The 26,076-nt window shown below is 64.7% G+C and carries 19 protein-coding genes; 4 read left to right on the top strand and 15 right to left on the bottom strand.

What is annotated here, in order from left to right; genetic code table 11:
* The first annotated feature begins 1,503 nt into the window (after positions 1-1,503).
* Positions 1,504-9,111 (top strand): polymorphic toxin-type HINT domain-containing protein, encoded by a 7,608-nt coding sequence (locus AB0J46_RS05845; protein ID WP_364326973.1) that lies wholly within the window; start codon positions 1,504-1,506, stop codon positions 9,109-9,111.
* 9 nt (positions 9,112-9,120) lie between these two features.
* A complete protein-coding gene (locus AB0J46_RS05840; protein WP_364326970.1) occupies positions 9,121-9,615 on the top strand; it encodes a barstar family protein in 495 nt (164 codons plus the stop codon).
* Positions 9,616-9,851: 236 nt separating this feature from the next.
* Here the strand turns inward: AB0J46_RS05840 and AB0J46_RS05835 are convergent, their stop codons facing one another.
* The 12 genes from AB0J46_RS05835 to AB0J46_RS05780 all read right to left on the bottom strand — a co-directional run bounded on the left by AB0J46_RS05835 (position 9,852) and on the right by AB0J46_RS05780 (position 18,083).
* Complete coding sequence (locus tag AB0J46_RS05835; protein WP_364326967.1) at positions 9,852-10,208, bottom strand: hypothetical protein; 357 nt, start codon at positions 10,206-10,208, stop codon at positions 9,852-9,854.
* Positions 10,209-10,562: 354 nt separating this feature from the next.
* Positions 10,563-11,942 carry a site-specific integrase gene (locus AB0J46_RS05830; RefSeq protein WP_364326964.1) on the bottom strand — a complete coding sequence of 460 codons (1,380 nt, stop codon included), beginning with the start codon at positions 11,940-11,942 and terminating at the stop codon, positions 10,563-10,565.
* Entirely contained in the window at positions 11,939-12,130 is a 192-nt protein-coding gene (locus AB0J46_RS05825) for a helix-turn-helix domain-containing protein (protein ID WP_364326961.1), read from the bottom strand. Before AB0J46_RS05825 ends, AB0J46_RS05830 begins: the two co-directional genes overlap by 4 nt.
* Positions 12,127-13,740, bottom strand: a complete 1,614-nt coding sequence (locus AB0J46_RS05820) for a replication initiator (protein WP_364326958.1) — start codon at positions 13,738-13,740, stop codon at positions 12,127-12,129. The genes AB0J46_RS05825 and AB0J46_RS05820 overlap by 4 nt, the downstream gene beginning before the upstream one ends.
* Positions 13,737-13,940, bottom strand: a complete 204-nt coding sequence (locus tag AB0J46_RS05815; protein WP_364326955.1) for a hypothetical protein — start codon at positions 13,938-13,940, stop codon at positions 13,737-13,739. The genes AB0J46_RS05820 and AB0J46_RS05815 overlap by 4 nt, the downstream gene beginning before the upstream one ends.
* Positions 13,937-15,364 carry an FtsK/SpoIIIE domain-containing protein gene (locus AB0J46_RS05810; RefSeq protein WP_364326952.1) on the bottom strand — a complete coding sequence of 476 codons (1,428 nt, stop codon included), beginning with the start codon at positions 15,362-15,364 and terminating at the stop codon, positions 13,937-13,939. The genes AB0J46_RS05815 and AB0J46_RS05810 overlap by 4 nt, the downstream gene beginning before the upstream one ends.
* Positions 15,365-15,448: 84 nt before the next feature.
* Positions 15,449-15,760 carry a hypothetical protein gene (locus tag AB0J46_RS05805; RefSeq protein ID WP_364326949.1) on the bottom strand — a complete coding sequence of 104 codons (312 nt, stop codon included), beginning with the start codon at positions 15,758-15,760 and terminating at the stop codon, positions 15,449-15,451.
* Positions 15,757-16,023 (bottom strand): hypothetical protein, encoded by a 267-nt coding sequence (locus AB0J46_RS05800; protein ID WP_364326946.1) that lies wholly within the window; start codon positions 16,021-16,023, stop codon positions 15,757-15,759. Before AB0J46_RS05800 ends, AB0J46_RS05805 begins: the two co-directional genes overlap by 4 nt.
* Positions 16,023-16,448 carry a plasmid replication, integration and excision activator gene (locus AB0J46_RS05795; RefSeq protein ID WP_364326943.1) on the bottom strand — a complete coding sequence of 142 codons (426 nt, stop codon included), beginning with the start codon at positions 16,446-16,448 and terminating at the stop codon, positions 16,023-16,025. The genes AB0J46_RS05800 and AB0J46_RS05795 overlap by 1 nt, the downstream gene beginning before the upstream one ends.
* A 122-nt stretch (positions 16,449-16,570) precedes the next feature.
* Entirely contained in the window at positions 16,571-17,287 is a 717-nt protein-coding gene (locus tag AB0J46_RS05790; RefSeq protein ID WP_364326940.1) for a GntR family transcriptional regulator, read from the bottom strand.
* Between the two features lie 287 nt (positions 17,288-17,574).
* On the bottom strand, positions 17,575-17,892 hold the full coding sequence (locus AB0J46_RS05785; RefSeq protein WP_364326937.1) for a hypothetical protein: 318 nt from the start codon (positions 17,890-17,892) through the stop codon (positions 17,575-17,577).
* 11 nt (positions 17,893-17,903) lie between these two features.
* The gene (locus AB0J46_RS05780; protein WP_364326934.1) at positions 17,904-18,083 is read right to left on the bottom strand and encodes a hypothetical protein; all 180 of its coding nucleotides are present in this window, start codon (positions 18,081-18,083) and stop codon (positions 17,904-17,906) included.
* A 362-nt stretch (positions 18,084-18,445) separates the two neighbouring features.
* Between AB0J46_RS05780 and AB0J46_RS05775 the strand changes: the two genes are divergently transcribed.
* Positions 18,446-19,669 (top strand): XRE family transcriptional regulator, encoded by a 1,224-nt coding sequence (locus tag AB0J46_RS05775; protein ID WP_364326931.1) that lies wholly within the window; start codon positions 18,446-18,448, stop codon positions 19,667-19,669.
* Here AB0J46_RS05775 and AB0J46_RS05770 read toward each other — a convergent pair.
* The 3 genes from AB0J46_RS05770 to AB0J46_RS05760 all read right to left on the bottom strand — a co-directional run bounded on the left by AB0J46_RS05770 (position 19,647) and on the right by AB0J46_RS05760 (position 24,487).
* On the bottom strand, positions 19,647-20,210 hold the full coding sequence (locus AB0J46_RS05770; RefSeq protein ID WP_364326928.1) for an NUDIX hydrolase: 564 nt from the start codon (positions 20,208-20,210) through the stop codon (positions 19,647-19,649). The two genes, AB0J46_RS05775 and AB0J46_RS05770, sit on opposite strands and share 23 nt — an antisense overlap.
* 290 nt (positions 20,211-20,500) lie before the next feature.
* Entirely contained in the window at positions 20,501-22,723 is a 2,223-nt protein-coding gene (locus AB0J46_RS05765; protein WP_364326925.1) for a hypothetical protein, read from the bottom strand.
* Positions 22,724-23,920: 1,197 nt separating this feature from the next.
* Positions 23,921-24,487, bottom strand: coding sequence for a helix-turn-helix domain-containing protein (locus AB0J46_RS05760; protein WP_364326922.1), 567 nt, complete (start codon positions 24,485-24,487; stop codon positions 23,921-23,923).
* Between the two features lie 768 nt (positions 24,488-25,255).
* Between AB0J46_RS05760 and AB0J46_RS05755 the strand changes: the two genes are divergently transcribed.
* Complete coding sequence (locus AB0J46_RS05755) at positions 25,256-25,495, top strand: hypothetical protein (RefSeq protein WP_364326919.1); 240 nt, start codon at positions 25,256-25,258, stop codon at positions 25,493-25,495.
* Positions 25,496-26,076 lie beyond the last annotated feature (581 nt).

Raw genomic sequence — 26,076 nt, 5'->3', positions numbered from 1 at the left:
AATTCTGCGGTACAACCGACCGGCCGACATCGGGATCTCAAAGGCGGAGTAGTACTGTCTTGCTGCACCATCGTTCCGTTTGCGGTCCTCCTGATGCCAGGACACCACCTGTGTCATCCGGGCGTGGCCAGGAAGGCAGCGGACATTGAGGAGCATCCCTGTGACCGTTGATCCGCGGGGGCTGGTGCTCATGATGAGGCCATGCTTGGGGCAGGATCACGTCTCGCGCAGTGCCTGCAAAGTGTGACTGGGGAGGGCCGTCCCGAAGACCGACCCTAGGGACGTTGGAGTGCCTGCGTGTGGACAGCGCAGACAGGGGGTCTGGTAGCTCAACCTTTCAGTTCGCTGTCGGATTTTCTGCTGGTTGGAGGCCGCTTCGAGAGCCGCAACTCTTCTCGACTGCTGACGACGGTGGAGGCGCATCCTCGGGAGAGGCGTTCCACCATGGCGACGGCTTGTGCGGGTGCTCCGGCGTGCCCACCATATGCCCACGTAGCAGACGTTACGGGGTCCATGGGAGGGTGAAGTGCAGTTCCTCCCATCCCTGTTCAGGAGAAGAGATCTCGCAGGCGTGGCCCGGCGTGGGCTGCCTCCACCAGTTCCGGCTGGAGGCCATCTGTCTAATCACCTACAGGTAAACAGCTGGCGAAGAGTCCAGGCACGTTGACTGCGAAGGGTAGCCCCGACTGCTCTCTAGTGCGGCCCGCTCGCTCATGCAAGCGGGCGTCGACCGCGCGGCTGGCCTGGCTGGCATCCTTGGCATCCGCCTGCGCGGACATGGCCAGGCGGTTGACGTCGACCACAGACGCGCGCACCTGCGCGAGTGATGACGCAGTAGAGGAGCGTTCGAGAGGCCTTCACGTTCACGCCAGGAAGCAGAGGCGGTCCGGTTTGATGTCAACGCCCTTGCCCATCTGCCAGCCACTACGCGCGTGACTCTTACAGCTCCGTAGTGCATGAACACGCGACAGTCTGACTGCGTGAGGGCGTCAGTGTGACACCCCTACGAGATCACCCGCCTTCGCTCCAATCGTCCCTGTAGCGGAACGTTACGTACCCAATAGAGCTGTTTTCCGTTTTGTGACACTGATTGAACTTGTCGAACGAAGTGTCGCAATTTACGTTGGGCGTTGATCAGCTCCGAGCCTGCACAGAACGAAGGCGTTCCCCAGTGGCGGAGAGCGGTGGCGGTATTTGTCGGCCCCCTCGTATGGTTCGGAGCGTGATGCGCGCATGCGCCGAAGTCGGTCATGGCGTCGTAAGGTTGGAACGATTTCTGTGCTTGCCGGTCTTGCGCCCGGCTTACTAATCGTTCGAGGGCAGCCTGTTCTAGCTGCGTCGATCGGCACCACAGCACAGGATGCTGCCGCCGAAGTGACCGTTCCAGTGCAGTTAGCCGGGTCGACCCACAGGTTGCCGTCATTGCAGCGAGCCACACGTGCGTCAGCGGAGGCGGAGCCGCCGGACGGCTGGCATGCCGAACTGGAGCCGCCCAAGAAGGCTGTGCCGCTGGAGGACCGCGCGTTCGATTCGGCGCCGGCAGATGCGACAGAGGGGCTGCCGGCCGGGACACTGCGGGCGGAGGCGGCCGAGCGGTCGGTGCTGGCTGTGCCCACTCTCGCGGATGTGTATCCCAAGCAGGGTTATCTGGTTGATTCGCTGACGCCGTCGCTGCGCGCGTGGGGGCAGAGCAGTAACGGCGCCTACCCGGTGTCGTACTCCTTCGAGCTGTGCGATGTGGAGTCGATGTCTGGCCCCGCCTGCGTGAGTTCGGGGTTTGTGGGGGGCAACGCCAACAAGTGGACAGTGCCGGCGGGCACGCTGGTGTGGGGCAAGCAGTACTGGTGGCGGGTCACGGTCAAGGACTCCTCTGACTCCTCGACCACGACATCGTCGGTGCTGACCTTCACTACCGGGGTGCGCCAGTCTGTGCTGAGTTCGACGCTGGCCGGGCCGGACGGGTTCAATCAGCAGAACGGCAACTTCACCACCACGGCCACGGACCTGGAGGTGGCGACGGTGGGGCCGCCGCTGTCGGTGGTGCGCACCTACAACAGCCTGGATCCTCGCACCGATGCCTTGTTCGGGGCGGGCTGGTCCACGCGGTGGGACATGCGGATCAGCTCCGAGACGCACGGCACGGCGGTTTCGGCGGTCCTGACCTATCCGGACGGGCGGCGGGTGCGCTTCCGTTCAGATGGCGGAGGCGGCTTCCAGCCGCCGCCTGGCATGTTCTCCACCCTGGTCCAGCGGGATGGCTGGCGGCTTATGGACAAGGCCGGCACGAATTACCTGTTCGGCACTGACGGTCGGCTGGCGAAGATCCGCGACAACCGCAACCGCACCCAGGAACTCATCTACGGCAGTGACGGCAAGCTGGCCAAGGTGAGCACGGTGGGCGGCCGGTCGCTGACCTTCACCTGGAACGGCTCCCACGTCACCTCCGTCTCCAGCGACCCGGTCAACGGCACGGCGCTGACATGGACCTACGCCTACGACGGGGACCGGCTCACCCAGGCGTGCGCGCCGGTGGCCGTCCCGAACTGCACCACCTACGACTACGGAACCGGGTCGCTGTATCGAAGCGGCGTCTTGGATGAGGATGCGTTCGGCTATTGGCGGCTGGATGAAGCCTCAGGCAGCACCGCCAAAGACCTGGGGACCGGCGCCGGCGATGCGACCTACCAGTCGGTGACGCTCGGCCAGCAGGGCGCCCTGGCCGGCACCACGGACACAGCCGCCTCCTTCGGCACAGGGGCGAGGCTGAGCCTGCCTGCGCACGCCATCGCCCACGTGGGCAACCAGATGGCGGTGGAGACCTGGTTCAAGACCAGTGGATCGGGGGTGCTGCTGGCGGCTGGCGCCCAGCAGAGCGGCGGAGCGGCCGAAGGCCCGATGCTGTACGTCGGCACCGACGGCAAGCTACGAGGCTCACTGACCGAGACCGCTACACCCATCACCTCTGGGCAGGCGGTCAACGACGGACAATGGCACCACGTCGTGCTGTCGGTGGAGGATCAGCAGCAGACACTGTTCCTGGACGGACAGCAGACCGGCACCCTGACAAGCACGCGGCCGGCCGGGTGGCGGCAGTACGCCACCGTCGGCAGCGGTATCGCCGACGCGGCGATCTCCCCGGCTGTGCCGGCCGGGACGACGGCGTTCGCCTTCCAGGGCGTGATCGACGAGGTCGCCCTTTACGGAGCCCCGTTGGGTCTGCGGCAGGTCAAGGCCCACTATCAGGCGCGGAACGCCACCCCGAACCGGTTGACGAAGATCACGCTGCCGTCCGGTCGGGTGCAGGCGGTCAACACCTACGACGACAAGAGCGACCGGATCGCCACCCACACCGACTCCAACGGCGGCACCTGGAAGATCGGCGGCCTTGGCGTCGAGCAGCAGTCCGGCGAGGCCCAGGTCACGGTCACCGATCCGAACAACAACCCACTAATCTCGCAGTTTGACGCCTGGCGCGGCTACCGCATCCGCAGCCGCAGCGACCAACTCGGCTACAGCACCCGGTATGAGTACAACCAGGCAGGCTTCCTAGCTAAGGTGACCGACCGTAACGACCTTGCCAGCGAGATCTATCAGGACAAGCGAGGCAACACGCTAGGCCGTCAGTACTGTCGGGCACCAGGCCAGTGCGCGATCGAATTCTGGTCCTACTACCTCAACCCCGACGACCCGCTTGACCCACGCAACGACAAGGTGACGGCCTACCGCGATGGCCGCTCTGCACGCAGCAACGACAACACCTACGCCACCACGCTCGAATACAACACCTTTGGCGAACCGACCAAGCAAACCACGCCCATCAGCTTGGACTTCCCGCTGGGACGGTCCACCACGACCGCCTACACCGACGGCACCGAACCCGCTGTAGGGGGCGGCACCTCCCCGCCTGGTTTGGTCAAGACAAGCACCGATGCCAGGGGCAACGCGGTGACGTTCAAGTACACCGCCAAGGGTGACTTGGCCGAGCAGAGCGATCCGGAAGGGCTGGTCACGGCGTTCGAGCAGGACGCGCTGGGACGCCTTACTGCGAAGACTCAACTCTCCGACGCAGTGCCGGCCGGTGTGAAGATCACCTTTGGATACGACGCTGCGGGCCGGTTGGCGACTCGGACCACGCCGGGTGTCAAAAATGAGATCACCGGGGTGACGCACACAGCGCAGACCAGCTACTCCTACGATCCGGACGGTCATCCGCTCACCGCCACCGTCATGGATCTGACGGGCGGAGATTCTGCACGGGCCACCACCTACACCTACGACGCGTACGGTCGTCAGGAGACCGTCACCGACCCAGAAGGCGGTGTGCTCCGCACCAATTGGGACAAGCTCGGCCTGCCGACGACCTTGACGGATCCGCTCGGCTCCGTGTTCGGCTACACCTTCACCAAGCGTGGTGAGCTGGAGAAGCGGACGCTGAAGAACTACACCGGCAGCCCGGTCAACCCGAAGCCGGCCGAGGAGATCACGCTGGAGTCGTTCTCCTACGATCCCGGAGGACGCTTGGCCGCCAAGGCCGACGCGATGGGCCGCAAGACTTCCTACACCTACTACGCCGACAACCTGCTGTTCCAGGTGGTCGGTGATGACGTCAAATTGAACGGTTCGACCACCACTGATGACGTCATCTTGGAGGCCAACACCTACGACCCAGCGGGAAATCTCACCAAGAAGGAGACCGCAGGGCGCGTCACCACCTCCACCCCCAGCTTCATCACCACCACGAACTACGTCTACGACGCGGCCGGTCTGCTGACCTCACAGACGTTCGATCCGGCCAAGCTGGCCCGCAAGACCGTCTACACCTACGATGCCGCCGGCAACGTTACCGCGGAGCAGTACTCGGCGACGGGCACCACCCGGTCGGAGAGGATTGACTACACCTACGACAAGAAGAACAACCTCACTGGTCAGAAGGTCGAGAACGACGCGCAGGATCTGATCAGCTCCTGGACAGTCGATGATCGCGGGCTGGTGGTGCGCGCGGTAGACCCGCGCGGCAACGTGCCCGGCGCCGACTCGGACGCCTACACCACCACTTACCGGTACGACACCGCAGGACAGCTGGTGGAGACCAAGGCCCCCACCGTGCAGGTCGAGAAGAACAACGCCACACAGGCAACCCGGCCCACCACCCGGCGGGGCTACGACACGATGGGAAACCAGACACATGTCCTCGACGGTGAGGGACGACTGACCACCTCCGCGTTCGACCGGGCCGACCGCCTGACGTCGGTCACAGGCATCGCGTACACCCCGCCCGGCGGCACGGCGCTCATCCCGAAGACGGCCTACAGCTACGACGCCGCCGGACGCCTGGTCAAGACCACCGACCCGCGCGGCGCGATCACCACCGCCGAGTACGACGCGCTGGACAACCTGGTGCGCCTCACCGACCCACCAGCGGCCCAAGGGCAGACAGCGGGGACCTGGCTGTCGGAGTACGACCTGCTGGGCGAGCTACGGGCCACGGTCGACCCGACCGGCGCCCGGCAGCAGTTCACCTACGACGATCTCGGCAGGCAGATCGCCCGCACCGCCTTCGAGCGCAAGCCGGCCACCGCGTCCTACACCACGGACCTGCAATACAACGACGCCGGCGACCTGACCAAGGTGACGCTGCCCGGCAACAAGGTCACCAGCTACACGGTCAACGCGGCCGGAGAGGTCACCACCCAGACCGATCCGGCCACTAACGCCACACTCTACGAGTACGACCTGGCCGGCCGCCCGGCCAAGGTGACCGACGCCGAGGGCAATTCACTAGCCAGCGAGTACGACCTGGCCGGGCGTCTGACCGGCTTGAAGAGGCTGGACAAGAACGGCGTCACGGTCCGCGCGGTCGGTTATGGGTACGACGTGGCCGGCAACCTCACCCAGTACACCTCCGGCGAGGGACACGTCACCCGGAGGGTCTTCGACGCCACCAGCCTGCTCACAGAACTCGTCGAGCCGGTCTCTAGCGGCGAGTCGATCACCACCAGTTTCGGCTACGACGCCACCGGCGCCCGCACCCGCACCACGGACGGCCGCGGTAACGCCACCTGGAGCAGCTACAACACCCTCGGCCTCATCGAGACCCTGACCGAACCGGCCACCACCGCCCACCCGAACCTGGCGGACCGTACCTGGACCCACCTCTACGACGCCGCCGGCAACGAGACCGCGCTGATCAAACCGGGCGGGGTCCGGCTGGACCGGCAGTACGACAACCTCAGCCGCGTCACCAAGATCAGCGGGTCCGGGGCTGGGATCGTCGCGCAGGACAAGACCTACGGCTACGACCTGGCCGACCGCGCCACGACGGTGTCGGACCAGAGCTTGGAGTACAACGACCGTGGCCTGCTGACCAAGGTCACGGCCCCCTCCGGGCAGAGCACCGCCTTCGCTTACGACGCGCTTGGCAATCCCACCCAGCGCGTGGACGTGACCGGCACCACCACCTACACGTGGGACAACAACAACCGGCTCAGAACCGTCACCGACCCGGTCAGTGGCCGGACCAACACCTACGACTACGACAAGGCCGACCGGCTGACCACCATCACCTCGGCCAACCCCGTCAACACCCAGTCGTACACCTACGACGCGCTGGACCGTCCGCTCACCCACACGTTGAAGAACAGCAGCGGAGGCCAGCTTTCCAAGATCGCCTATGGCTGGGATAAGGACGACAATCTTACCTCCAAGACCACCGAAGGTCTGGCCGGCGCCGGCTCCAATACCTACGGCTACGACCAGGCAGGCCGTCTGACCTCCTGGACTGGCCCGGATGGCACCACCACCAGCTACGCCTGGGACGCCTCCGGCAACCGCGTCAGGGCAGGCACCAAGACCTACACCTACGACGAACGCAACCGCTTGACCGAAGGTGACGGCAGCACCTACACCTACAGCCCGCGCGGCACCATGGCCTCGCAAATCAAGAACGGCAACACCCGCAACCTCACCTTCGACGCCTTCGACCGGCTCATCAACGACGGCGACGCCACCTACACCTATGACGCCTTCGATCGCATGGCCACCCGCCAGAACAACGCCGGCCAGCAGCGGTTTGTCTACGCCGGCCTCAGCAACGACATCATCGCCATCACCGACCAGAACGGCGCCCCGCGCGCCTCCTACGGCCGCGACCCGTTCGGCGACCTCGTCAGTGTCAAGGAAGGCGGCAACCCGGCCGCCGCAGCGCTGACCGACCTGCACCAGGACCTGGTCGGCAGCTTCTCCGGCACCGCGCTGACCGGCAGCACCGCCTACAACCCCTTCGGCGAGGTCACAGCCCAGACTGGTACCAAATCGGGCCTGGGCTACCAGAGCGGATACACCGATCCCGACACCGGCACCGTCAACATGCACGCACGCTGGTATCAGCCGGGCACCGCAGCGTTCGTCTCCCGCGACGACTGGAGCCTGGAGCCGAACCCGTCGGTGCAGGTTAACCGCTACACCTACGCCAACGCCAGCCCGCTGCTTAATCGTGACCCCACCGGCCACGTGCCTGACCCAGGCGGCGGCAGTTGGGGCAACGGCTGCGGCTATGACTGGTACTACCAGCAGACCGCCCTTCCAAAAAAGAGTTTCTACCCAGGAGGGGGAACAGGAGCCTGCGGCGACAACAAAGACAAGGGCAAGGGCAAGGGCAAGAATAATGGCGAGGGTACCGAGTCGACCGTAGAGAGCCAGGGAAGGTCCGAGTCCCGCCAACCTCCCCCTGGCGGAAACCGGAACAACACCGGTCACCCGACCGGCGGCACACCAGGAAAGGGGAAGGCCAAGAAGAAAAAGAAGGATAAGGACCCGGAACCTCAAACGGATTCGGGAAAGCCCAAAAAGCCCCGCACGCCGCCGCCACCGTCTCAGGATGTCATCGACAACAAGTGTGCCCACGGCGCGTGCAACGTCAGCTGGGGCGGCACCCCCAGCTACTTCAACGGCCCGGTCACGTTCGGCGGACCCGACGTCACTCTCCCTGGCGTACCTGCTTGCAGCGGATCCTGTGGCGGCCCTCCCGGCATCACCCCGATCGGCCTACCCGATGACATGGATCTACCTGCAACTTGGGACCCGCCGCTCGAACCCTCCGATGACTTCTGGCGCGGAGTTGTCGATTCAGCCAGCGGGATCGGCCAAGGCATATGGGACATGACCTGCATCGTCTGTCACGTCATCCCAGGATTCGAAGATGCCCCGTCACTTCCAGCAGAAGCCCTCTTCGGGACGGATCCAAACTCTCCGGAATACAAGACGGGCTACTGGGGATCGCAGATATTGCCCTTCTTTATCGCGCCGGAAGTAGAGGCCGTTAGGCCAGGAATCGGCCCAAAGGTCGGCGGCAGGTCCTCCCGAGCTCCATGCCTGAACAGCTTTGCAGCTGGAACTCAGATCCTCATGGCGGACGGAAATCGCAAAAATATCGAGGATGTTGAGGTCGGCGACAATGTAATTGCTACGAATCCTGAGGCCGGGCGCACTGAGGCCAAAACGGTTACGGCTGTACATCGGACCCTCGACAAGCACCTGACCGATCTGACCGTCCAACTGGCGAATGGTTCCATCTCAACCATCCACACCACACGGCACCACCCTTTCTGGGAAGCCGCCAGCAGAGCATGGAAGGACGCCGGCGACCTTCATCCAGGAGATACCCTTCAGACTCCTCGAGCTGAACGTGTCCTGGTCCTTGGAATAAGAACCTTCCCGGCTGTGCGGTATATGTACAACCTCACCGTTCGCGACATACATACGTATTACATCATGGCAGGCTCCCGAGCGCTCCTCGTTCACAATGCCGGACCATGCAATGTCCCCTCTGGTCCGGTTGCGCGGAAAGCGCAGGACACTGCCGATCACGTTCAGCAGCACGGAACACCTCCCCCTGGCTACAGGGGGGGAAGAACCTTTGCTAATGATGGGCGTAATGGGGGAATGGTGCTCCCTAGAACCGATGCAAACGGCAATGCGGTTACCTATCGCGAATGGGATGTGAATCCGTACACGAGAGGAGTCAACCGAGGTGCCGAACGAGTTGTGACGGGGAGCGACGGTAGTGCGTACTACACTACCGACCATTATCAAAATTTCACTCGCTTCAGATAGGATTCATCCATGAGCCTCGCAAGTCTAGTCGAACGCCTCTCGCGCGCCGAGTCGCCATGGGTCTATAAAATAGATCTTGTTGGTCGCCCGGACGCATGTTGGACTGCTCGAGAGGTTTCGTCGGAAGTGGCCATCGTCTGCTTCGATGCTGGAATTATGACCACGCTCGAGGATTTTTTCGAGGTTGTAGCAGACGGACTTTCCTTTCCAGACTACTTTGGACACAATTGGCCAGCGTTTGACGAATGTCTGGCGGATGTCTATGAATGGCTTTCCGTGCGGACACTTGTGCTGCTTTTCGTCAATTCGGAGATGCTGCTCTCGCATGACCAAGCTGATCTTCCCACCCTTATAAGAATTATAGAGAAGGTGGCCCGAGAGCTGGCTGAAGAAATTAGTGAAGGGCAATCGTGGGATCGCCCATCGGTGGCACTTCATGCGGTATTTGATTGGGGGATCGAAGCCACTGCAGTGGGGGGTGGGTTGCCGCAACTGGAGGTGTGACCTACCTAGTGGCACCTCAGGTAACGTTCGCTCTATTGGCTACTTCGCATAGCTCTTCGTCGGTTGCGTGCTTGCTCCGCCAAAGTGGCGGCGGAACAAGTTGCCCTGTTACTTGGGGCAGCGTGGTCGCTGCTATCCATTGCGTAGTAGCGGAGACCGGTGAACCGGACCTCGACGAAGTTCAACCATAAGCTGTTGGTCGGGGTGTAGGCGCACTCGATGTTCTTGGCTGCGGCCTAGCCTCCGATCCGGGTGTCCTTCTGCGTGGTCAGGCGCGGGGAAAAGTTGTCGGGCACGATCGCGATGCGGGTTTCGGGCGGGCAGAGGCTGCGCAGGTAGCGGCAGAACTCGAGGAACGTGATGTGGTTCTTCGAGTTGATGTGGCCGTAGAGCTTGTCTGCGGCCAGGTCGTAGGCGGAAAACGGGTGCCGGACCCCGTGCGGCGGGTGTAGATCGCCCGTCGGCAGAGCCAGGGTTCGCGGTCGTGGACCTTTTGCTTGCCGCCGCGCTCGGCCCACTGCCGTCCGAGGTGGGGGCTGGAGTTTGAGCGGGCCGAACCCATGGAGGTAGAACCCGGTCTGAAGCCTGATCACGGCCAATACGCGGCTAAATTGAGCTCCATATGAGTCCATGCCCAGCTCCGCTCGTGCTTGCGACGGGACTGTAAAACCGTCGGCTCAGCCTACGCAAGTTCGAACCTTGCACCTGCCACCAGCAGTAGCTGCAGGACAGAGGCCCTTCGGGGCCTCTTCTGCGTTTCAGGGGTATGCAGCCAGATGCAGCCCTGAGCGGCCGTTTGTCGCTGGTCACGGGATATACGCGGGATGGATCTGGGGACGTTTCCCCAGGTGGGCGCCCATGTTCCGGAGTGTGTGCGGAATGCTGCCGCCCTCCAACGCCGAAAGGCCCCGGGGGAAGCCGGAGCCCTTCGGAGTGCTCTCGTGATCTCATTCGGTGAGTACGTCCGCGATCCTCTGATTGACGATGTCCTCCTGGCCGTCGATGCACTTGGCGTAGACACGCAGCAGGACATCCACCCCGTGGCCGGCACGGGCTGCCACTTCTGGGGCCGGTACGCCGCCGTTGAGCCAGAGGGAGACGGCCGCATGCCGGAGGTCGTACGGTCGGCGGGCGAGTGGTGAGGCGACCTGGGCGGGCGTGAGCGCGAGGGTGCGGGCTTCCTGCCAGACCTCGGTGTAGGCCGTCGAGGCGACCACGCCGCCGCGCTCACTGCGGAACAGCCGCCCGTCAGGGGCGACGCCGAACTCTGTGATGTGTTGCCGAAGGATCTTGACCAGTTCCGGAGGGATCGGGATGCGGCGGACGTCATCCTGGCCTCGATGCTTGAGACCACGTAGTTCGTGAGCGTCACCGGTATCGGTCCATCGGCGGTTCACCTCGGGGCGCGAGCCGTCGAGAGTGAGCCGTCCCCAGCCATGCGGTGGGAGGTGGCAGTCCTGCTCGCGGAGGCTGACGGCCTCGCCAGGCCGGAGGGCGGCGAAGTACATGCAGGCGAACATGGCCATCAACCGCTGTCCCCGGCCCTTCCCGCCACGCTGGCGCTTGCCGACGTAGGTGAGCGCTACGAGCAGTTCGCGGGCCTGGCCAGGATTGACCACAACCCGCGGATCCACTGTTTCGGTGGTCTTCGGGAGCTTCCACTTGATGCGATGCAGCGGGTTGGACGGCAGCTCCTCCAACTCCACCGCGTACTCAAAGACGTGGTGCAGGATGGCGCGCTTCCGCTTGATCGTGTTGGCGCCGGCCTTCTTGCCGTCCAGGCGTAGCGTGAGGGCGTCCAGGGCCAGGCGGACGGCCTTGGTCTCGTTGAGGTCTTCCATGGTGAGAGAGGCCGCTTCCAGCCAGCGGACGGCCCGCGCTATGTCGGCGGGCATCGTGGGCCGCTTGTCTTCGGGCAGGAGAACGTACTGACGCAGGGCAGTGCGGAGGAGGGCAGCGTCCGGCCGCCCTGCCTTGTCTGTGGTCAGTGCCGGGAGAGCCGTCGCCAGGGCGTCGGACATGCTGTCACGGCTCTTGGCAGCCGCGTGTGGCCAACGGGCCTCGACATATGCCTTCACGAAGTCGAGGACGGTCCGCGCGTCCTTGGCTTTGATCATCGACTCGGGAAGACCGGTCTCCAGGTCGAATGCGTCACCGCGTCTTGCAGCCTGCCGCAGGTCGGTCAGGAAGCTCTCGCCGAGGGCCTTGGTCTTGTAGGTCTTGGACTTCTCCCGGCCGCCGACCTTCCAGCGCACCTCATAGGAGGGTGACTTGCTGGACTTGTTCCGCCGGATCTCCCAGAACTTCACGTCGTACGAGGTCGTCATGCTGCACTCCGGAGGGATTCGAGCCAGGCGTCGAGATCGCTGCGGTAGATGCGGAGTTCGCCGTTGGGCAGGCGGATGCCCTTCGGTGCCTTGCCAATCTCGCGCCAGCGGTAGAACGTGCGGCGGGAGACTCCGCCGAGTTCGTCGAGGACCTGGGCCACGGTGAGGAGTTCATTTCGCCTGCTCATGCCGCCCTCCCTGTCTCCTCAGTTGCCGAAAGATCTGATCCGACTGCTCTGGCTTCCAGCTCTCGGAGGTGGGCTCGCCATCGTTGGCGTTCGGCCACGGTTCGCAGGAGACGGACGGCCAGCGGTGGCACGTTGGCGTCTCCGGCCGGGACAGGGCGCCAGACGTAGCGATGTGGGTCTGTCGGTTCGGCGGCCTGGCCGAGGGCTTCGAGGACCCAGGTGCGGCGGTCCTGCTTGTGTTCGGCGAGGGTCTTGTTGGACCACTTGCGGGAGACCAGGACGCGGCGGCCGGCGTAGCCGAGGTGTTCAGACTTGTGCGCCTTGGAGCGGCACCGGCCCGGAGCCATCCCCGCCTTGGCGTTCTTGGGCTGGACGCCATAGCGCAGCCAGTTCGGGCAGGACGGCGAGCAGGGTTCGTAGCGCAGGGCATCCACCATGCGCGCGGCGTGCTCGCACTGGGCTTGGCCGCCGCCGAGGCTGTCGCCGATGGACTTGGTGAGGTACTTGGACAGGTACCGGATGCACTGGTCGGCGTCCGGGGTACCGGCGAGAACACCTTGCACGTCCACCTGATCGCCGAAGCGCAGAACGTGGAGGGGTTCGGCGTCCTTATCCAAGGCGTCAAGGGCCTCGTCCCAGGTGGGCAGAAGCTCGCCAGTGCTCGGGTCGAGGTAGCCGTTCCCGTCCTGCCAGATGGGCAGGTGGTCGCCGTCGAAGCGCACATCGTCGGTTGAGGGCCACCACACCTGGTGATAGGTGGCCGCAGCTATTTGCTTGATCTCGGTTCGTGGGAGCGTTCCGCGGATGGCCATGTGCAGGTGCGGCGCGAGCCGCTTCTGAGGCTCTACAGCCGCGAAGTACTGCACGTCATAGCCCGCGACCCGGCGTAGGTTCTGCACGAAGCGATCCACGAGCTTGGGGAAGTGCAGCGCGTCACGAGCGGCGCGCCGGTAGTCGTAGGTGTCGGGGTCGATCGGGACGCCGTCACGGACCTTGCCGTAACTGGGCAGGGTGAGCGTGACGAATAGTGATGGCCGATAGGTCTTGCCGTCGGTGCTGGTGAAGGTGCGTCCAAGGGTTGTGCTGGTCATCTTGCGCTTGGGCAGGTCGGGCGCGTCCTGACGCCGCCTCGTGGAGCGGGAGCGTTTGGCGGTCTTACGGCCCAGGATGTTGCCGCGCATGCCTGCGGCGTTGATCTCCTCGTCCAGGCCGGTGATGATCGCGTCGATTTCGGCGGTGTCGTCGCCGGCCTTTTCGGCGGCGTCGCGCTGGGCTTGGTAGTCGGCGCGGAACTCGATCAGCCAGCGCTGTTCCTCGTTCGACTCGTCGGGTGTGATCGTGGGTTCGCTGTCGAGGTGCCAGCCTTCGCGGCATTGGGCCATGCGGAGCTGCCGGTTGCGCTTGGCGCACGGCGGGCACTTGCTGGCGAGGACGGCCCCGCACGGGACGTCGATGATCTCGGACTTGCCGGTGACGATGTCGAGCCGCCGCAGCGGGACGGGCCGGATGCAGACCCCATGGAGTATGGCGACCTCCACGAGCACGTCCCGGGCCATCGGCATGGCCTGGCGGACGGCCCGAGGTAGTGCGCGGTCGTGCGGATGGGTCACGCGGTCCTCCCTTCGTCGGCGGTCTCGGTCATCACGGCGCAGAGCCGGTAGTGCTCGTGGGAGGGGGAGGCGTGGACATGAGGCTGGTAGAGCTCGAAGACCCGCATACGGGGCAGATCACGGGCGGTCAGCAGGACCAGGAGGGGGCGACCGGCGACCCGGCCGATTTCGTCGGCGGTGCCGTGGAAGCAGACCTTCACGCTGCCTCCCCACGCTGGGCGTAGGCGTCGACCATGGCGCGGATGTCGTGATCGGAGACGTAGGCGGCGCGGACCCGGACAGGTTCGGGGCTGGCTTCCAGCCGGACGTAGCCAACGCCCGCGCCCAGCTCCGGAACCGGCGAGATGTGATCGGCGAGCGCGCCCCGGTCACGTGCGCCGTCGCCGAGGACCATGTCCACCTGCTCGGACTCGTCCAGCCGGAGGGCGATCTTGTCAGGGAACAGGTTGCGGATGTTCATGACCTCTTTGCGCGGATCCTGAAGAGCGGCCAGGACGCCGACACCGACTGCGCGGCCTTGGGTGGTCAGGGTGGCCAGCGCTGCGGAGATGCGTTGCCGTAGTTGCCGGTCGGACTGGTAGGCGGTCAGGAACGCCACCTCATCGACGACGACCAGGACGAACGGATCAACCACGGTGGGGGTGTGGGAGCGCTGGAGCCCCGCGAACCGAGCCGCCCGCTTCTGCATGACGCACACGGCGTGGTCCAGCAGATCGGCACAGTCCTCCGGCGTGGCCGCGTACCGGGAGCCGAACAAGGCGCGGCCGTAGGACAGCTCCATGAGTTTGGGGTCCAGAGCCCACAAGTCGACCAGGCCCGCGTCGGCGGCGGGGAGTAGGGAGCGGATGACGGACCAGATGATCGACCCTTTGCCGGCCCCGGTCGCGCCCGCGACGAGGACATGGGTGCCGTGCACCTTGAGCCGCCACGGCCGCCCATCCTCGCCTTTGCCGATCTCGACCGGCCCCACGGTCGGCTCGTCCGGTATGGCGAGCGCCGGCAGGGGAGAGGCGAGTGGATCGCTGCGCGGGAAGGTCAGCGACAGGCGCCCAGCATGAGACAGCGCTACACGGCACGACGTCGCGCCGAAGCCCTGGGCCAGGTGGTCGGTGCGATCCACCCAGTCCTTGACCGCCTGGCCCTTGAGCATGCGTACGGTGATCACGTCGGCCCACGAGGTACAGGTGACCTTGCCCAGCCGGGGCAGGTAGTCACGGCCCCGGAGGTGACGGCCGAGGCCGGAGACGATCATGACGGGTTGCCAATGTCGCCGGTAGATCCAGACGAGCCGCCACCAGGCCAGCAGCCGGTAGCCGACGAGACGGGCGAAGGACGGTCGGTCGAGGAACGCCCAGGAGGCCAAGGCCATGACGACTGTCCCGGACAGGGACGCCGCCACGGGCCAGCCGTAGACGTACCAGAGAGCGCCGAGGGCGACGAGGATGGCGGTCGCGATGGGGTGACGCCAGATCGTACGGACGAGTCTGGCGACCGTGCGACCGATGAGGATGATGATGGTCAGGATTGCGGGTGTCTTGACCACGGCCGGTCGGAAGACGACGGCCGTGTCGGGCGTGGTGGAGACGAGGTTGCGCGCCTCGTCGCCAGGCAGCCGCTTGAACATAAGCTTGGAACCTCTCGTGATGTGGAGTCAGGGGAGAACCGAGGGGCCGCCGGAAGTTGCCGCTTCCAGCGGCCCCGCCTCATGTCAGGTCGCCGTGTCGGTGGCGTCCTTGTCGGCCTGTTCGGCGTGCAACTGCTCGCAGTCGGCCAGGTAGCGAGCGGCGGCGGTGAAGATCTCGCGGGCGGTGTTCAGATCGGCGTCGGTGACCGGGCCGGCTCCGGTGGTGGAGATGTGGACGTTCGCCTCGTGAGAGTGGAGTTCCAGGTACGGGCGCGGACTACTGAGCAGGAGACCAGCGCGGACCTTGAGCGTGGGCGTGTGGAAGGAGACGCCGATGTGCGGCGTGGACTCCGGCTCCAGGGACAGGGTGACGTAGGTGTACGGGCGTCGACTCATGCCGCGACCCCCTTGCCGTCGGCCAGGCCGTAGAAGCTGCGCTCGACGGAGCGGGCGAAGCGGTAGGCCTCGTGGGCGAGCTGGCGGGCGAACTGCAGGTCCTCCACCGTGACTGGGCCGCTGGTGGTGACCAGGACGGAGGTGGCGCCGAAGTCGAGCGCCAGGACGGGCTCACGGCGGGCGAACGGGTGGTTGAGGGTGCGGGCGGCATGCCCGGTGGTCAGCCGGATCACGCTGTTGCGCGGGGTACGGCGTCGGGTCATCAGGCGGCGTCCTTTCCGGCCGAAGCCTTGTTCTGAGCGGGCTGGGCAGTCTGGCGAGGCGCGTACATCTCGCGAACCTTGATCGAGTACGCGAGGCGTCCGGCGGCGTTGACGTACGGCGTGATGGCGATGCCGTTGAACTCGACCGGCGTGAACGGCAGCCCCGGCATTGGCTGCGGTGGTACCGGCTGGACCGGCGCGAGGATCTTGACCGCGACCGTCTTCTGAGCGGGCTTGAGGGTCGGGTCACCGTCCATGACCGCGACCTGCCAGACCAGCTCTTGGGTCTGCTTGTCGCGGGCCTGCACGAACCGGCCGTTGGACGAGGCGTCGAAGTCCTTGACGGGCTCGACCTCGCCGACGATGTAGCAGCCGTGCGGGAAGACCATGGTGTAGGTGACGGGAATGGGTCCCTGGATTGCCATGTGGTTCCTCTCGATAGCGGTGGAGAGCCCGTCGTTCGCTCATCCACTTGTCCGCATGAGTTGAGAGTAGGCTGTGGCCACTCGTCCGCACAAGTGGTTGAGCCGGAGTGGCGCGGTAAGAATTACCTCACCTTGTAGACATCCTCAAGCTCATGCAGGCTGCCAGGCAGCGCCAGACTCATGGCCAACAGGACGTTCCCCGCAGGGTCGTGTACCGTCGCTGTCACGCCGAGCACCGGATTGGGGGAGCCCAGTAGTTCGGCCTCGTCCTTCGTGGGCTTACGCGCGGCCAGCCGCTCGGTGATGCGATCGAACCGCACATGCTTGACCGCCTGGAGGTGCTTGCGGATGCCGCCCCGCAATGGCTCGGCCTTGTCCAGGTCGGTCCCCACCGCGATCTCCAGCGGCACCCACACTGTCTCCACCGCTGAGACGAGATCCGCCTGACGAGCCACCCGCTTACGGACGATCACCGGCGTACGCTCGGCGACCCCGAGCAACTTCGCGACATGCCGGGGAGCCGGAACCCGCGCCACCTCAACGAGACTGTCTGCGCTCTCTCCCTGCTCCGCAGCGCCAAGACCAGGACGTACGGTCTCGGCCTCGCGTTCTGGCCGGCCCTTCACAAAGGACCCGCGCCCGTGCTCGCGCTCGATCCACCCCTGCATGGCGAGCGTCTGAAGTGCTCGCACCACCGTGGTGCGCCCAACGCCCAGCTCACGAACAAGCTGCGTCTCGGACGGCAGCATGTCACCGGGTGCGTACTCGCCCGACTCGATGCGCTCCTGGATCGCCTGCATGACCTGCGCATATTTCGGCGGGGCGAAGTCCATGCTCATGTTGGCCGTCCGTTCACTCTTGCGCTTGTCCGCATAAGTACAGTACCGGCTGAGCCAAGACTTGTCAGGCCATGATTAGGACTCAGAACGCCCCGCCAGGAGGCGTACACACTCCTCGCAAGCGCTCGCGACGCTCGGCATGAACGGCACCTGCCAATCACCGATCACCACGAGCTGAATCGTCTCGCCACACAACGCCTTGAGAGCGCCGCGCACAACCGCGTGCTGCACGAGCGAGCAATTACGGCGTTCCGTCCCGACCCCGCACGACACCCGCCGGCCGGTCATTACTCGACCCCGTCAACAAGATCGGCGATCAACGCCGAATATGGCTGCGTCCTGCGCAGGTCCGAATAATGCATAGAGATGCGACGAGCGGCCCGCACCGGATCAATCGCCGGATGCCAGGCATAGATGACGCGACGACGGGCGACATTCCAGCCGGTTCGCCACCAGTAGTGACGACCGTCGCACCACACCACCAGCCCGACCCATACCGACACCAGGGCGAGCCCGTACCCGTCATGAACATCGGCGCTGATGCCGTTCTGCTCCAGCGCTTCCCGGAGCAGTTCGGCGGAACGACGCGGATCGATCGAGATCACGACGGGGGGCGTCATTCGGCCACCCGCTCGAACCGCACCGAGCCCGCCGCGTCGAGGTAGGCCCGGAAGATCTCGCGCCGGGTGGCCTCATCCGGCACGGCCGCGAGCCCGTAGACGCTGTGGACAATCCGCCCCAGCACCGCGCTGGCATCCACCGACATGCCCCGCATGGCCTTGCGCAGCTCATCCATGGCGGTCGCCTGGAACGAGCTCGAACCGCACGTCCCCAGTTCCTCACCGAGGCCGGACCGGACCCGGACCTCCCACTCGAACGCCTCGCCGGCGCCAGGACCGTGCTCGGCCCCTTCGCAGTGAAGGCACTCAGTGGTGGCCGACGAGGCCGCACCCAACCTCGATGCCGCCACATGCCCACGACGGGTGACGATCTTCCATCCCCGCCCCTCGCATTCTTCGCACCTGACTGGAGTTGTCATGCGGCAGAGCATGAATGGACCAACCGTTTATACATATCCCACGGCGATATACGGCCGAGGCATATAGAGTCCGCCGCACAGCAATGCACAATCTCGGAGTACGAGTTCCGGAGGGTCGCATGCGCGCGAGTGGTTTCCAACCGATCAAGCTCCCGCCATCGGTATGGGAACGCGACGATATGCGAGAAAGCCTGAAAAACCGCGACATCGCGGGACTGTTCCGCCTGGTCGCCAAATACGGCGGAATCAGTCAGGTTCGCATCGCATCAGCGACCGAAATCGCCCAGCCCCGCGTCAACAAGATCTTCAACGGAACGGCCGGCCCCATCGAAGAACTGGCCGTCTTCGAACGCATCGCCACCGGACTCGGCCTACCCGACCACGCCCGCATGCTCCTTGGCCTGGCTCCGCTCGACACCGCGTCCCCGACAGGCGACCTCGACGACGAGCACCAGGAGCAGACCGACGAACTCACCGCCCGCCTGGAAGCCGCGGCAGCCGTCGACGACACCATGGTCATGATCCTGCGCACGGACACCAACAACCTCCGCCTCCAGGACCGCCGACTCGGCAGCATCGCCATCGCCGACAAGATGCACGCCCAGATGGCCCAGATCGAACGAGCCCACCGCCACGCCGTCCGTCCACGCATCCGCACGCAGCTCGCCCACCTACTTGCCGAAACAGCGTCGTTGGCCGGTTGGCAGGCCATCAACACCGTGGCGCTCAACGACGCCTGGAACCACTACGAACGAGCCAAGGCCGCCGCCCGCGAAGCCGAGGACGCCGCCGTCCTGGCCTACGTCTCCGGCGAACAGGCATACGTCCTCATGGACCTGGGCCGCCCCGCCGAAGCCGCCGAACTCCTCCAGCACATCCACGCCACGCACCGCGACCGCGTCCCGGCCCGCCTCAGAACATGGCTCGCAGCGGCCGAAGCCGAAGCCGCGGCGATCCTCGGCGACGAAGACGCCTGCCGCCGCGCGCTCGACCACGCCGCCGCAGTGTTGCCAGAAGGCGACGGCGACCCGGACATGCCCTACCTGTCGATCAACGTCCACCACTTCGCCCGCTGGCGCGGAAGCTGCCTGCTCCGCTTCGGCGACCCCAGCACCGTCGAAGACCTGCGCTCATCACTCGCCGGGATGGACGGCACCTACAACCGCGCCGAAGCAGGCGTCCGCTGCGACCTCGGCCACGCCCTGCTCGCAGCCGGCGAACCTGAGGCAGCACAGCCCCACATCCAGCGCGCCAAGCAGTTGGCGACCATGACCGGCTGCCGCCGTCAACGCCGCCGCATCGAAGAACTCTCGCGAGCGGTCAACCGTGCTCTCGGCCGTTGAGTCGCTGCTGAGCCTGAAGCAACCCGATCAGCGTCCCGGACGTCCAGATGTCCCCGCGGGCGATCATGTTGGGGATCTCGGCCATCGGCACCCATTCGATCCGATCGGCCTCCACCTCACCCTCAGGCTTGCCGACCAGCTCGGCGCCATGCACCAGGAACAGAATGTGCTCGGAGTCCACCATGCCGGCCATCGGCTGGTAGCTCACCAGATGCTCAACCCGCTTCGGCCGATACCCGGTCTCCTCCTCCACCTCCCGCACGGCCGTCGCCATCGGATCTTCGCCGGCCTCGACCAGCCCACCGGGAAGCTCCCACCCCCACCGATCGAACACGAACCGGTGCCGCCACATCAGCAACACCCGATCCTGCTCATCCACGACGACGGCGATGGCAGCCCGATCCAGATGCACCACATGATGCTCGAACCGCTCCCCGCCCGGGATCTCCACATCGGCCATCCCGAGCCGGATCCACCGGTTGTCATAGATCAACCGCTCGCCATGCACCACCCAGCGCGTCAGCTCAGCGTCATCAGCCACACCGTGAAGCTACCGTCTAACGCATCCGTGGTACATGGCTTCCGGCCGTCCGAGACCACGTGCTGTGCTGGGTGCCTGCCTGAGAGTTCGCTGGATGAAACAAGTTCTCTACACCGTCAAGGGCAGCGCGCCTGCGGCGGCCTGCCGCGTCGGGCGGTTGCTGGCCGCGCTGCAGCTCTCCGGCTGGTCGCGGCCAGCACCGCCCACGCGCCCAAAGCGGCCACAGGCCAGCCTGCCCGGACGCACTCAGAGAATCTTGCGGCAGTGTTCGCGCTGATAATCCCCACGGACTACGTGCGTCGGAGGGTTCGACTGGCGGCAGCGATTACCGTAGTGGTCAGCACCCATCCGCTCATTATGAGAATCATGGCGACCAGCTTTGATAGGCCGAGTGGGTCCCATGACTTTTCGTGTCCGAGGTCAACGAGTGGTATCAATAGGTCGAGCGCGTACAGCCATGGATCCCAGGTCGGATGCTCGTCGGCCTTGACGGGACACAAACCCCACCCTGTAGAGGGACAAGGGGTTACTCCGAGGGAAAACCAGAGGCCTGCACCCACTAGCAGCACTGCGAAGATGACTAGCGCCCGAATCGGCGCATAACCGTACCCGATGACTGCGTCCTGAAGATTACCCCACATATGGATCATTAGATTCTTCGAACGGTGCGCTCGCCGGACCGACGCCAGGCGTACGGCGCGGGCATCGCCTTGCTGGCCAGCAAGATCAAGGCAGGCGGCGAGCTTCTCATAAGGCTGCGCCGCGTAGGTCGGTGTAGCGCGCTTAAGCCACGCCAGGCGTTCGGATATGGAAACGTCAGAATCAAGACGACTGTATTGAAGTCCGGATATGTTGATGTGTGCCTTCTGCGGCCAAGAGGTGACATCATCCACAAGTTCCTGGATGTTTGCCGATGCTAAAGAAATAGCATGAATCGGCTGAGAGGCGGGTTTCAGTACGAGTGTATCGGCCGTGAGTCCATCAGCGCGCAGCGCATACGGCCCTTCGGTAGCTAGATGGATGCTCGCGAGGTGCACAGAGCGTCCGATCGTCGCACTGTTTAGCATCAGCTCTCGCTTCAGTTTGGCTCCGCGTAAGTCCACGTTGCCAGCTATCCGTGCTCCCGTACATCGCATAGCCAGACCACGCCATTCCCCTTTCGCATCGACTGCAGCACCAAGAGATGACTCGTCAGCGCTGAGACCCAACAACGTAGCGTCGACAAAGCGGAGGTCTCCGTCGAGTAGGCTACTAGCCAGATCGACTAAGCCATCCATGGTGCAACGGTCGGCGATCATGTCGCCGGTAACACGCACACCAGACGCAGCCAAGGCTATACCGCGCGGATTCTTGAGCGCCGCTTCCGTGAGCATGAGGTTGACTCCGACGAAGGCATTGGTCAGCTTCACAGAACCGATGGCGCTGAAGGAGCCAGTTGCTATCAGGGAACCTTTTACGATAGCGCGACTTAGGTCGAGGGCATCAGCTGATCCATTGGTTATGCTGGCACCAGCAAAAATGGCGTTGCCGTCAATCTGTATTGCGCTCATGAAGGCTTCGCCATCGATGATACAGTTTCTTGCAAGCAAATCGTTGCCAATCTGTGCTCCGTTGGCCTGGAAAGCTGGTGCCGTTTTGACGGAGGACACCTTGGCGCCTGAGATGTGGAGATCGCAGGTTATCTTCGCGCCGTGCAGGGTGAGAGGACCAGCCAGATGGACGTCACTGAAGTGAGCTGCTCCATCGACTTCTAGGTGGTTAGCATGGACGGCGTCCATGTCTTTTTCTATCTCGTCAACTTTAGTACGTGCCAGCGTGACCTGGCAGCCTGCCACCATGTGATGAAGGCGTATCGTGCCACGGATGCGAGCATCTTCGCAGCGAAAGCCCATCGAAAATCGGCAATGGTCGAGATCGAGCGCAATTTGCAACGGCCGCGATATCTCTATCCGATTCAGCTCCACGGTTCCGCCGACCGTAGAGTTTTCCAGAAGAACGCTGCCGCTTACTTGTACGCCTGAGCGGCCGAAGATTGAACCACCAATGACGAGGTCGGGTGCATAAAGGGCTATGGAGTCCGGCCTCACGAGCCTGGCGTCGTTGAGCAAGAAGTTGCCATCGATCTGGGCCGTGCTCATGCTTAGTCCGCCAGTGATGTGGACATCTCGGATATCAAGGTCGTTGGCAATATGTGCGCCCTGGATTTCGATGGCTACCTCTGCCTGCGCCACTTCAATTTTCGACGCAGTGAGTAGAAGGTCTCCGCTTATATTGCTGTCTTGCATTCGAACGGGGCCAAGAATGCGACTGCCGACCATCCATACGGGGCCCGTGCATCTGAGCCGTTGCGCATCCAGTCCTTGCAGCGTACAGTCAGTGAAGCCGACGAACTTAGCCTCAGCGTCGTTTAGGAAGGGTCGTTGGTCAAAGACGCACTCGTCGAAGTGGAAAGCCGCCAGTTCCGCGCATCCGACGTCAAGCAGGCCAGATATGCGAGCACCCTTCAATCTCAACCTGGCGGGTTTACCGGGGAATTGAACAGGCCCGTGCACAAGCAAGTGGGAAACTACATCTGCACGTACGGTTCTCTCTGGCCCCCAATACTCGCTACCAGAGGGGCTAGTCAAAGGATTCGGACCTTCTAGATCTAGCATCGCGCCCTGGCGAAATGCCGTCCACAGGCGTTGTTCTGCTAGGCTCCAGTCATCCGGGGGTGACAGCTCTTGAGTTTCGGCCATCTGTGCCTCATGGGTCGAGTTCGAACGTCAACTGGGTGAATCATCTGAACATACATCAGCCTGTGGCTTGGCTTACCTGAGTTGGCCAGAAGACCCATACTGATCTTTCCCATGCGGAGAACGAACGACTGACCAGCCGTCGCCGTTTGAGGCCGTGACGATCGCTCACTTCGCCACTCGCCGGCCGTAGCTGGGGCGATCGGTGCCGAGGCGCTCCTACGTCGGGCTCCGGCACCGGGTGACCCTGGCTGAGGTGACAGCAGCACTGACAGCAACGTCCCCACACGCCGACGCATCAGCGCCACCGTCCACACGCACCCGACCACGGTCTCGATCGTCCGAGCAGGGTGGTTGCTCTGCCTGAAAGGCGGACGGTCACTGGCTGGACGCCTGTCTATTTTTCTCACTTCACCTGGAGGCAGTGGGCTCAACCGGGGCATTGCCGAATAGCTCTTGTAGGTATCAAGCGGCGGCGCGGCGCGCCGCCGTACCCCCGGCCCTCCGCCCGCCCGCCGCCCGGGCGTGCGGCCTGGGGGCCGGTCCCGGACGGCGGCGGGACACCGGGCCGGGCACCGCACGCCGGCCTCGCCGTACCGACCGAACGCACCGACCGGGGGTTGCCGCGCCGCCGCACAGATGCAGCCCTACGATCGCCACTGCATGGCTGGACGCCGTACGTGCTTGGGGGCGATCGACGATCCAGGGTTCGTTCCTCACCCTGGCTCACCGGGGAGCGCGGTTGACCACCCCTGCCTTGTACCGCCTGGAACGGAGCCTTTAGTTGCGGGATGTCAGGCAGGTTCGAGGTGGTCGGCGAGGCGGCGGAGCGTGATCGCGACCTTGCCGCGTAGGCGGGGAAGAACAGGCTGGCGCGGGCGCTGCGGGATCATGCCTAGCCATGCGGCCTCGGCTCGCTGCTCAGCCAGGTCGGCACGGACAAGTTCTTCATACAGGTGATGAATGGAAGGCTCCTCAGGGGTCCTCGGGGAATGCGTGGTAGAAGAGGAAGACCGGGCGGCTGTCCGGCGTAGCCTCGCTCGATTCGACGCGTGATTTGGTCAGCTCGCGCCACGGCTCCAATACGGCATAGAGCTGGTCGCGGAGCTGTGCGAGCTCGTCGCTGGTAAGCCGTAGGTGGTGGCTGCCTCCGAAGGCCGCGTTCTGCCAGTCCTCGGGAAACGTCATGTGAGTGCGTTCCCAGTCGCGCAGCCGCTCGAACTGGTCGATCACCCACTGTGAAGTCCATGCCTGCACCGCAGCTCGCTCTTCCGGGGTTTCCAGGCCCGCCACTGCCCACCCGCCCATGGCTGTCCGCACCCACCGTTCCCGGCTGTCGCGGGCGAGCTCCGGCACGTCCTCGATCAGGTCATGTTTCTGCATCTGCCGTAGGTGATAGCTGACCTGGCCGGGATCGGCGTCCATTTGTCTGGCGAGCTCACTCACGGTGACCGGGCCGATCCGGAAGAGGAGGCTGAAAAGCTTTATCCGAAACCGGCTGGTCATGACCTCGAGCATGTCCGGGTCGTCGATCTGTCGCATGGTCACGACGGTAAGACGAGCAGGTGAAGATGCTCAAGGTGTCTACTGGATCTTGAAATTACGCGTGGCGGCGTCGGGGTTGGTGGCGTGGCGAGTGATCGCGCCTAGCTTCGCCTCGCGGGATATGCGCGGGATGATCTTCCTCGAATGCGGACAAGCGAGAGCCGTCCCCCGAGGTCAGTCGCCTGATGCGTCCAGGAACGTCGACCCGCTGTAAAACCGTCGGCTCAGCCTACGCAAGTTCGAACCTTGCACCTGCCACACCAGCGGCGAGAGGCCCGTCACCAGCGGAAACGCGGTGACGGGCCTCTCGCTTTGTGTCCGGCCGTCTACGGTGGGCTCCGACGTCCTACGGCCTCTTACGGCCAATACGCGGCCAAACTTGGGCCGGAACCGTGACGCTTAGCCTCCGCCTGGCTGGAACTCGTGACTGGTTGGTATCGATCTGTTCGCCTCAATCCAGTACGTGCTCTGCGACGGCGAGCTGCATTACCGGCTGCGCGACCGACGACACGTTGCGGTGGCTCGCATTCCTGCTCGGACGGCGGGGTTCTGGCCGGTCCATGGAGACGCTCCGGCGATACGGTCAACGGCCCGATCGCGCTCTATGAGGACCGGCCCGGCCTGTACGTCGGCGGTCACGCCTAGGCGGGGAGGCTGGAGGGCGGCGAAGCGGAGATCTACATCCACGACGGCGCCTTCACCCACCTGGTCTACGGCTGGTACAAGCACGGCTCTTTGCGGACCGGGATCGTCGATACCCCTTGGGTGATCGACTACGACCACGCCATGGACGTGTACGCCCCCGGCGGGCGCTGGGTGAACAATTACGACGACGATGACGACGCCGACTTCGCCGTCGGGGACAGCGTCGTCGAGGCGTTCGTGCCCGAGGTCGTCGACGCGGAGGACCGCTGCCTGAGCGTCGACGAGTTCCTGGACCGACTGCGGGCCGGGCTGCCGGTCCTGTGGCCCGAAGCCTTGGACGGCGGCCGAGTCGGAGAGTGATCACGTGTCCCGGGCTCTGGCCGACCGGGCAGAGCACCTCGACCTGACCGGGCGCAAACTCCAGGCGTTCCCCGCAGAGGTGCTCCGGATGCCGTGGCTGCGCACCCCTGACCCTGGACGGCAACCTGATCGACGAGCTGGAACTGAGAGACACGCGCTACTGCGAGCACGAGCTGACCGTTCAGCGGGACCTCGGCCGCATCGCCCATCTGGTCATGCTTACTGCTGCGCTACCTGCCCGAATCGGAGGTGCGCGAGCTGCTGACGGCCCAGGTCGGCTCCGCCTGGAAGTTGTGCGGGCTGCTGCGCTGGCGCATCGGCCAGGAGCTGCGCAGGCATCACCGCGCAGCCCGCCCTGGTGGTTGACGACGACGGCCGCCGCCGCCAGGCGTGGCTGGAGGCCAACGACGGGGCCAACGCGGCCAACGCCGCCTGCCGCGCCGAGCTGGTACAGAGGGCCCGGGACCTGGCCGGTTCGGCACGGCCCGGCTCAGCGCCGAACAGGACCGCCTGGACGCCCGCATCCCGGCCCCGAACGTCGCACGGCCCTCAGGCGGCCTCATTGCCCCCAACCCTCACCC

It is taken from the genome of Nonomuraea sp. NPDC049758, from assembly GCF_040674635.1.
Taxonomy (GTDB): Bacteria; Actinomycetota; Actinomycetes; order Streptosporangiales; family Streptosporangiaceae; genus Nonomuraea.
The sequence above is the reverse complement of the archived record's forward strand: the minus strand, read 5'-3'. Positions and strand labels throughout refer to the sequence as shown.